Genomic DNA, 7,977 nt, shown 5'->3' with positions numbered 1-7,977 from the left:
CCGATTGTGCGCTTGAGCAGATCATCCGTGCCGGCGACAAGCCTGTTGACGTTCACGGGACGCAGCACGAGCTTTTGGGTTCTCGAAAACGCAAGGAGCTGATGCGTCAGCCTCGCCGCCCGATCGGCGGCTTCTCGGGCGAAGCCCACGAGACGGACCGCCTTCTCATCGGCGATACGGCGCTCGGCCAACTCCAGATTTCCGACGATGACGGTAAGCAGGTTGTTGAAGTCGTGCGCGATGCCACCCGTGAGCTGGCCCACCGCCTCCATCTTCTGGGACTGGACGAAGGCTTGCTGGGCGCGCTCACGCTCGGCGCTCTCGGCCATCAGGCGATTGTTTGCCTGAGACAGCTCTTCGGTGCGTTCCTCGATCCGTGATTCAAGCGTCGCGTTCAACTGTGTCAGACGCTCTTCGGCGGCCCCGAGCTGTTCCAGATGGCTTCGCGTCTGATACTGTTTGCGCCGCGCCCTTAGAGCCGAACTCGCGGCCCTCGCCAGGGTCTCGCCATGGATGGGACGTTCCATGACAAGGACATTTCCGAGGTCCTCGAGAATCGTAACCGCCTCCGGCGGCCGGGTCCCTGACCGTTTGGTCGAAAGCAGAATGATGGGCAGGTCGGACCAGGAGGGCTGGGCTTCTATCTGGTCGACCAGCGCAGTGCGGTCCGCACTGGCCAATGCCTCCTCGGTAATCAGGACGGCGCCCGCGCCCCGTCCCATTTCCGTTGCAAGGGAGGCGACATCCCGACAAACGACACACACTCGTCCAGGCCCGGCGAGGACCTGGTGAATCACCTCGGCGTCGCGGCCCTTCGGCGCTAGGATCAGAATCCGATCTTCCAACCTAGGCGTCCGCCGCGGCCGGTTCTGCAGCCATCAAGGGCGTCTTACCCCGATAGTTCGGCAGGCCGCTCAGCACCCCCTCGAAATCCTCCAGAGGCTCGCCGATCTTGACGCCGGTCGGCCCGAGCAGAAACTCCCGGATGCTCGACTCATGAGGATTGGTGCGGCTCTTGGCGACCGAAAGCGCCTTGTAGACGCTGCCGCGGGCCTCGAAGTAGCGGAACAGCACGATGGTGTCCGAGAGGTAGCTCAGGTCAACTTCAGAACGTACCTCGCCGACGATTCCGTGCTGCCCGAGGATGAGCACCGTGATCACGCCCTGCTGGTTCAGATAGCTCAGCATTTCGTGCATCTGCAGCAGCAGATATTTCTCGCCCGGCATCGCTTGTAAGAAGGCGTTCAGGCTGTCGATGACGATGAAGCGGACCCCATCGTGTTCCACCGCCCGCCGCACCCTGTTGGCGAACTCGCCAGGCGACAGTTCCGCGGGGTCGATCTGGGATATCTGTAGTTGGCCGCTGTCGATGTGGTATTGAAGGTCCATGCCCATGGATCTGGCGCGGGCCAGCATAGTCGCCTTGCCTTCGTCGAACAGATAGTAGGCGGCCTTGTCCCCGCGCTCGAGTGCGGTCAACCCGCAACGTACGGCGGTCGTCGTCTTGCCGACGCCGGACGGCCCGTTGAGCAGGGTGTTCGTGCCTGGCGACATGCCTCCACCCAACATCTGGTCCAGGCGCTCAACGCCAGTCAAAGCGAGATCGCCGGTGAACTCACGGTGATGCCCGGCCGCCACCAGCCGGGGAAACACCGCCACGCCGCCGGTTTCGATGGCGAAGTCATGAAAGCCGCCGCGGTACTTTACGCCCCGCATTTTGACAACGCGCAGGCGGCGTCGCTCCGAGCCGTACTCCTGGGCCGCCTGTTCCAGGGTGATCACGCCGTGTGCAATGCTGTGTAGCTGCAGGTCGCCAGGGTCCGAGCTGCGGTCATCAAGCAAGAAAACCGTACATTGGCGGGTGGAGAAATATTGCTTCAGCGCCAGGATTTGGCGCCGGTAACGCAGGGAGTTCTGGGCCAGCAGCTTCATCTCTGACAGGCTGTCGAACACGACGCGGGAGGGCTGCAGCCGATCCACGCAAGCGATCACGCCCTGGATGGTTTCACCAAGCTCGACTTCGGAGGGGTCGAGTATTGACTGCTCCCGGTCCTGGTTGAGCCCCTCTTCATTGACGAGTTCGAAAAGTTCGATGTCGTCGAGCTTCCAGTTGTGGCTTCGCGCCACTTCGGTGAGCTCGGCAGCGGTCTCAGACAGTGTGATGTAGAGCCCGCGCTCGCCAATGCGCGCGCCTTCCAGCAGAAACTGCAGGGCGATGGTGGTCTTGCCGCTACCGGGCGCGCCCTCGAGCAGATAGGCGCGGTTGGCGGTGACGCCGCCGCCGAGAATAGTGTCGAGATCGGCGATTCCGGTGGAGACCCGGCCTCGATCGGCGGACGACCTGTCGTTCATGAAATTACTCGTTTGATGGAAATGGCGCACGGACCTGCGAAGCAGGCGATTCCGGCTGATCGGGTCTGGAAAGCGGAGCGCGCCCGGACCCGCGTCGCCCCGAGGGTGGATCTAGGGGTGCGGCTCCACCCCCAGGGTGGCCAGGGCCCTGGCCAAGACCTCCAGACAAAGGGGCTTGCCCAATACGGCGAGGCCAGGATCGGACGACAGCCTCTCGCGCATGGCGGACTCGCCATAGCCTGTGACAATGATCACCGGGGTCCCCGGAGAGGCCGCCCTCATCAGCTTGGCGAAGCTTTCGCCGAAGCCATCCTTCAAAGCGACATCGACAACAACGGCGCCAAAGGGCGGACCTTGAGCCACAGTCTCGGAGGCTTCGGCGAGGGTGGCGGCTTCCAGGACATCGAAGTGCAATTCGGTCAACCCATCGGCGATCCTCTTGCGGACGTCGGTCTGGTCATCGATGACCAGAATCCTTGGCCCGCTGGCGGTCAGGCCCGACCTTCCGTCCGGCATCGTTTCCAATACTGAGCTTCCCCGTCCGTATCGCTCCCCAGCCTCGTGGCATTAGGACATCCGAAGCGTGACCGTTATGTCTTATGACATATGGCGAAGGTGGCCGGATGCGCTATTGCCAAGGTGACCCATCCCCGCACGGTCTCCCCGGCGAGAGCCTGCCAGTACAACGAGTAGTTCGGTGATCGAATCGATTCCGCCCACCGTGCCTTGCGCAGCCTGTCCGTTGCGCGCGCTTCCGGTGTTCAGGAGCAACACTCCGGAAGAGATCGCATTCATCGAAGGCATGCGGCTTGGCCAGGTCGACGCCCTTGCCGGCGTCACAATCATTGAAGAAGGCTCGCAGAACCCTCCACTTTACACGCTCTTCTCGGGTTGGGCCTTCCGTTACAAGACGTTGCGTGACGGGCGGCGCCAGATCCTGAATTTTCTGCTGCCGGGGGACGTCATTGGCTTCCAGGCCCATATGCTGGGAGATTCAGCTCATGGCGTGGAGGCGCTGACGAATGCCCGATTGTGCCGTCACGCCCGACCCAAGATTTGGGAACTCTACCGAAACTATCCAGAACTCGCCTTCGACACGACCTGGCTCACGGCCAAGGAAGAAAAACTGGTCGACGATATCCTGACTTCGGTCGGACGTCGCTCCGCTGCGGAGCGGATCGCGATGTTGATGGTCAACCTGTACAAGCGGACCCGCTTGCTGGACCCCATGGCGGTCGATCCGATCCATATTCCGCTGACACAGGTGCATCTCGCCGATGCTCTCGGCCTCTCGCTGGTCCATACGAACAAGACCTTGAAACGGCTGCAACGGCGCGGCCTTTTCATCTTCGAGCAACAGCAGCTCACCATGCTGGATCCGGCCGGGCTGGAACGGCTGGCCGACTATTCCGAGACCCCCTTGGTTCCGCGTCCGCTGTTGTAATCCCGGGAGCGATCGCGGCTTCAAGGGGCAGCGATCGGCAACTTAGCACCGGAGAGGAGTCGAAGTGACCAGGCAGGAGGATGACAACGACATCTGGAACTTGGAGGAACGGCTCTGGATCGAGGGACCGGAGACTTGGGCTCGGCTCGTTCATCCGAACGGGGTGATAGCCTTTACAGAACCGGTCGGTGTGCTCGCGGAGCAACAGGCCGGGGCCGGTCGGCTCTCGGCGCCGCGCTGGGCGTCGGTCCACATTGTCGAACAGGACATCGGTTGGATCGACGAGGATCTAGTAGTCTTGGCATATGTGGGCGAGGGCCGCCGTCCAGGGGCGCCGTCCTGCCGAGCGCTGTGCACCTCGACGTGGCGGCGCGATGACGGCCGTTGGCGCCTGGTGCAGCATCAGCAGACGCCTCTCGGCGTGAGCAAAGCGCTCAACTGATGAGGCAGCAACAATCCCGATGGCGGATCTTCCTGGGACAGGGCGTATCGGCGCGCGGGTCCTGCCGTCTGCGCGTCATTGGGGTGGAGGCATGACGGCGTTGTCGCGCCTGTCAGCTCTCGTGGTTGACGACAACGCGCACGTGCGGCTCATCCTCATGAGCGTCCTCGCTTCGGTCGGTCTCAACAAGATCCGGCAAGCGTGCGACGGCACGGAAGCGCTGGAGATACTGCGCACTCGGACGTTCGATTTCGCTATTGTGGATTACAGCATGGCGCCGATGAATGGCTTGGAATTCACGCGGTTCCTGCGCAACCCGGGCAGTGTCAGTCCCCATCTGCCCATCATCATGGTCACCGGCCATTCCGAGCAGGAGCACGTATTCAAGGCCCGCGACGCCGGCGTCAACGAATTCCTGGTCAAGCCGATCGTCCCGGCCGCGGTCCTCAAGCGCGTGGAGATGTTGGTGTTTCATCCCAGACCGTTCATCTCCGGGGACACCTATTTCGGACCTGATCGGCGTCGTGCCAAGCGCGATGGTCCCCTCAACATGGGCCGCCGGAGCACAGACGCGTTTTCCTGATGCAGTCGCGGCGGAATACGCGAGATCGCACTGAACGTGGCGGCTCAGCACATGTCCGACAGGGGGCAACCTGGAGACGCCCATCGTCTGTCGTCTTCGGCGCGCCCGGGAGGCCGGGAACAGGTCTGGTCTGCGGGAGCGGACAACTACAACATGCTCAAACCCGTCGATTTCGCGAAGTCGACGGCGGTGTTGACTGAGGTGGACGTGAGGCATCTGGGATCCGTCGAGGACCAGGCCGCCTGACCAAAATCGGTCCTTGAACCTGGGCTCCCACTACACCTTGCGAACGAACTCCGCCCGGAGGACGAGGCCCTTGATGCCTTCGCAGCGGCAGTCGATTTCCTGGTCATCGTCGGTCAGGCGGATCGACTTGATCAGGGCGCCCCGCTTCAGGGTCTGATTCGCGCCCTTGACCTTGAGATCCTTCACCAGGGTGACGCTGTCGCCGTCCGAAAGCAGATTGCCCACGGCGTCGCGGACGCCTTTCACCGGCCTGGGCGCGGCCGCCGCTTCCCGCGCGCTGATCCATTCATCCCTGACCTCGTCGTACACATAGTCGTCTTCGCCGGGTTCAGCGCCCATCTGCAACTCCTCAGCCAGCCTTCGCAAGCCGGACGCCTCTGTCAGACGACGTTTCGGCCTGCGCCTGTCCTCCGACCGAATCGCGAGTTGGCAGCGCCGGTGGAGGCTGCGCTGCTCCTCGCCAAGAGCGCCGGGGATGGACTCAATGATAACGATTGATAGTTCAGGCATCAAGCAAGGGAATCAACGCATCACCGGGGTCGTGTGAGGTCGCGGCCTTGCCGCCGCCGGACCGGCCTTCGTCAGAAGGCTCCGCAAAGCTTCAGGGCGCCCAGGGCGAACAGAACGGCCGAGAGGCGGAGAAGAACGATGGCGACCTGGCTGGTCAGCCATCGGCGCGGTCCGGATCGCGGGATCTCGCGGCGCGGGAAAGGCATCTAGACGCTCCGGCTCGCCGACGCGCCGGCGCGCCGCTGTTGAGCCTCGAAGGCCGCGACGGTCGCCAGGGTGACGATGCGGGACACTCCATCGCCAAGCCGGCAGATCTGGACGGGATGCGCGAGACCCTGAAGCATGGGACCTATGACCTCGACCTCTCCCAACGCCTGGACCAGTTTCGTGGCGATGGCCGCCGAATGGATCGCCGGCATCACCAGAAGATTGGCGGGCTGCGTCAACCTCATGAAGGGATAGCGGTCCCAGAGACCCGGGTCGAGGGCCACGTCGGGCGGGATCTCCCCCTCATATTCGAAGTCGGCGCCGCGGGCGTCCATCAGCGCCACCGCCTCGCGGACCCGTTGCGGCTGCTCGCCCTGGGGATTGCCGAAGGTGGAGGAAGACAGGAACGCGACCCGCGGAACGTGCCCGAGCCTGCGCACGGCCGCTGCCGCGCCATGCGCGATCTCCACCAGGTCTTCGGCGCTCGGACGTTCGCAGACGGAGGTGTCGGCCACGAAGATGGTGCGGCTTCGCGTGAGCAAGGCCGAGAGCCCCAGCAGGCGTGCGCCAGGTTCGGCGTCGACCACGCGCAGCACCTCCTTCAGAGACTGGTCGAAGCCGCGCGTCACGCCGGTGACGATCGCATCGGCGTCGCCCATGGCGACCATGGCGGCGGCGAAGGAGTTGCGGTCCAGATTGACGAGGCGTTGAACATCCCGGCGCAGATAGCCGTTCCGCTGGAGGCGGGCGTAGAGGTGGTCGACATAGTCAGCCGTACGGTCGGAAAGGCCCGAATTGACGATCCGGACCTGAAAATCCTCCCCTTCGAGGCCGGCCGCCGCCGCATTCGCCCGGATCAGCGCTTCGCGGCCGACCAGGACCGGTTCCGCCAGACCCTGGGCCTTCATGGCCGCCGCCGCCCGGATCACCCCGGACTCCTCGCCCTCGGCGAAGACGATGCGCTGGAGCGGGCCGCCGCGGACCGCCTCGGTGATGTGCTGCAGGAAACCCGCCGAGCGGTCGAGGCGGCGGCTCAGCGCCGCCCGGTAGGCGTCCATGTCCGCGATCGGACGCCGCGCGACGCCGCTCGCCATGGCCGCCTCGGCGACGAAGGGCGGCACATACCAGATCAGCCTCGGATCGAAAGGGGAGGGGATGATGTAGTCGCGGCCGAACTTCACGCGCCGGCCCTGATAGGCCACCGCCACCTCGTCGGGCACGTCCTCGCGCGCCAGCATCGCCAGGGCGCGGGCCGCGGCGACCTTCATTTGGTGGTTGATGGACCGCGCCCGGACATCCAGGGCGCCGCGGAAGATGTACGGAAAGCCGAGGATGTTGTTGACCTGGTTCGGATAGTCCGACCGCCCGGTCGCCATGATCGCGTCCTGGCGCACGGCCAGGACCTCCTCGGGCGTGATCTCCGGATCCGGATTGGCCAGGGCTAAGATGATCGGATCGGGCGCCATGGACGCCACCATGGCCGGCGTCAGCACGCCCTTGGTGGATACGCCGACGAAGACGTCGGCGCCGGCGATCGCCTCGGCGAGCGTCCGATGGGGGGTATCGGTGGCGTGCGCCGCCTTCCACTGGTCCATGCCCACCGGCCGGCCGCGGTAGACCACGCCGTCGATGTCGACCAGGGTGGTGTTCTCCGCCCGCACGCCCAGGGCCTTCATCAGGGTGATGGACCCCAGCCCCGCCGCTCCGGCGCCGCAGAGCACGAGCCGGACGTCCTCGATCCGGCGGCCGGTCACCTCGCAGGCGTTGATCAGGGCCGCCGTGCAGATGATGGCGGTGCCGTGCTGGTCGTCATGGAACACCGGGACGTCGACGAGGTCCTGGAGGGCCGCCTCGATGCGGAAGCAGTCCGGGCTGGAGATGTCCTCCAGGTTCACGCCGCCGAAGGTCGCGCCGATGTGGCGGACCACGGCGATGAAGGCGTCGGCGTCGCGGGTGTCCACCTCGATGTCGAAGGCGTCGAGATCGGCGAACCGCTTGAAGAGCACCGCCTTGCCCTCCATCACGGGCTTGGACGCCAGCGACCCGAGGTCGCCGAGGCCCAGGATCGCGGTGCCGTTGGAGATCACGCCGACCAGGTTGCCCTTGGAGGTGTAGTCGTAGGCGGCGTCCCGATCTTCAGCGATCCGCAACACCGGCGCCGCGACGCCCGGAGAATAGGCCAGGCTCAGGTCC

8 protein-coding genes are annotated in these 7,977 nt (G+C 64.7%); 3 read left to right on the top strand and 5 right to left on the bottom strand.

Annotated features, from left to right (window positions below):
- The 3 genes from RDU12_RS01460 to RDU12_RS01450 all read right to left on the bottom strand — a co-directional run.
- A partial coding sequence (locus RDU12_RS01460; protein ID WP_308683999.1) for a histidine kinase dimerization/phospho-acceptor domain-containing protein occupies nucleotides 1-845 on the bottom strand: 845 nt, incomplete at its 3' end.
- A gap of 1 nt (nucleotide 846) precedes the next feature.
- Entirely contained in the window at nucleotides 847-2,352 is a 1,506-nt protein-coding gene (locus tag RDU12_RS01455; RefSeq protein ID WP_300289246.1) for an ATPase domain-containing protein, read from the bottom strand.
- 111 nt (nucleotides 2,353-2,463) lie between these two features.
- Nucleotides 2,464-2,868, bottom strand: a complete 405-nt coding sequence (locus RDU12_RS01450) for a response regulator (RefSeq protein ID WP_300289267.1) — start codon at nucleotides 2,866-2,868, stop codon at nucleotides 2,464-2,466.
- 181 nt (nucleotides 2,869-3,049) lie between these two features.
- Between RDU12_RS01450 and RDU12_RS01445 the strand changes: the two genes are divergently transcribed.
- The 3 genes from RDU12_RS01445 to RDU12_RS01435 all read left to right on the top strand — a co-directional run bounded on the left by RDU12_RS01445 (nucleotide 3,050) and on the right by RDU12_RS01435 (nucleotide 4,821).
- Nucleotides 3,050-3,796 (top strand): Crp/Fnr family transcriptional regulator, encoded by a 747-nt coding sequence (locus tag RDU12_RS01445; RefSeq protein ID WP_300289244.1) that lies wholly within the window; start codon nucleotides 3,050-3,052, stop codon nucleotides 3,794-3,796.
- 64 nt (nucleotides 3,797-3,860) lie between these two features.
- Complete coding sequence (locus RDU12_RS01440; protein WP_300289243.1) at nucleotides 3,861-4,238, top strand: nuclear transport factor 2 family protein; 378 nt, start codon at nucleotides 3,861-3,863, stop codon at nucleotides 4,236-4,238.
- Between the two features lie 19 nt (nucleotides 4,239-4,257).
- Entirely contained in the window at nucleotides 4,258-4,821 is a 564-nt protein-coding gene (locus RDU12_RS01435; RefSeq protein WP_308683998.1) for a response regulator, read from the top strand.
- Nucleotides 4,822-5,097: 276 nt separating this feature from the next.
- On the opposite strand, the gene RDU12_RS01430 is transcribed toward RDU12_RS01435, so the two are convergent.
- Nucleotides 5,098-5,406 (bottom strand): alkylphosphonate utilization protein, encoded by a 309-nt coding sequence (locus RDU12_RS01430; protein ID WP_366145252.1) that lies wholly within the window; start codon nucleotides 5,404-5,406, stop codon nucleotides 5,098-5,100.
- Between the two features lie 377 nt (nucleotides 5,407-5,783).
- On the bottom strand, nucleotides 5,784-7,977 hold a 2,194-nt coding region (locus RDU12_RS01425; RefSeq protein ID WP_308683997.1), incomplete at its 5' end, for an NADP-dependent malic enzyme.

This window comes from Brevundimonas sp., assembly GCF_031082345.1.
Lineage (GTDB): Bacteria > Pseudomonadota > Alphaproteobacteria > Caulobacterales > Caulobacteraceae > Brevundimonas.
This window is presented reverse-complemented; position numbering and strand designations above follow the sequence as displayed.

What these genes read in the sequence shown, in the direction of transcription:
- RDU12_RS01455 (WP_300289246.1), bottom strand. Translation starts at nt 2,352, where the DNA reads ATGAACGACAGGTCGTCCGCCGATCGAGGCCGGGTCTCCACCGGAATC.
- RDU12_RS01450 (WP_300289267.1), bottom strand. Translation starts at nt 2,868, where the DNA reads ATGCCGGACGGAAGGTCGGGCCTGACCGCCAGCGGGCCAAGGATTCTG.
- RDU12_RS01435 (WP_308683998.1), top strand. Translation starts at nt 4,258, where the DNA reads ATGGCGGATCTTCCTGGGACAGGGCGTATCGGCGCGCGGGTCCTGCCG.
- RDU12_RS01430 (WP_366145252.1), bottom strand. Translation starts at nt 5,406, where the DNA reads ATGGGCGCTGAACCCGGCGAAGACGACTATGTGTACGACGAGGTCAGG.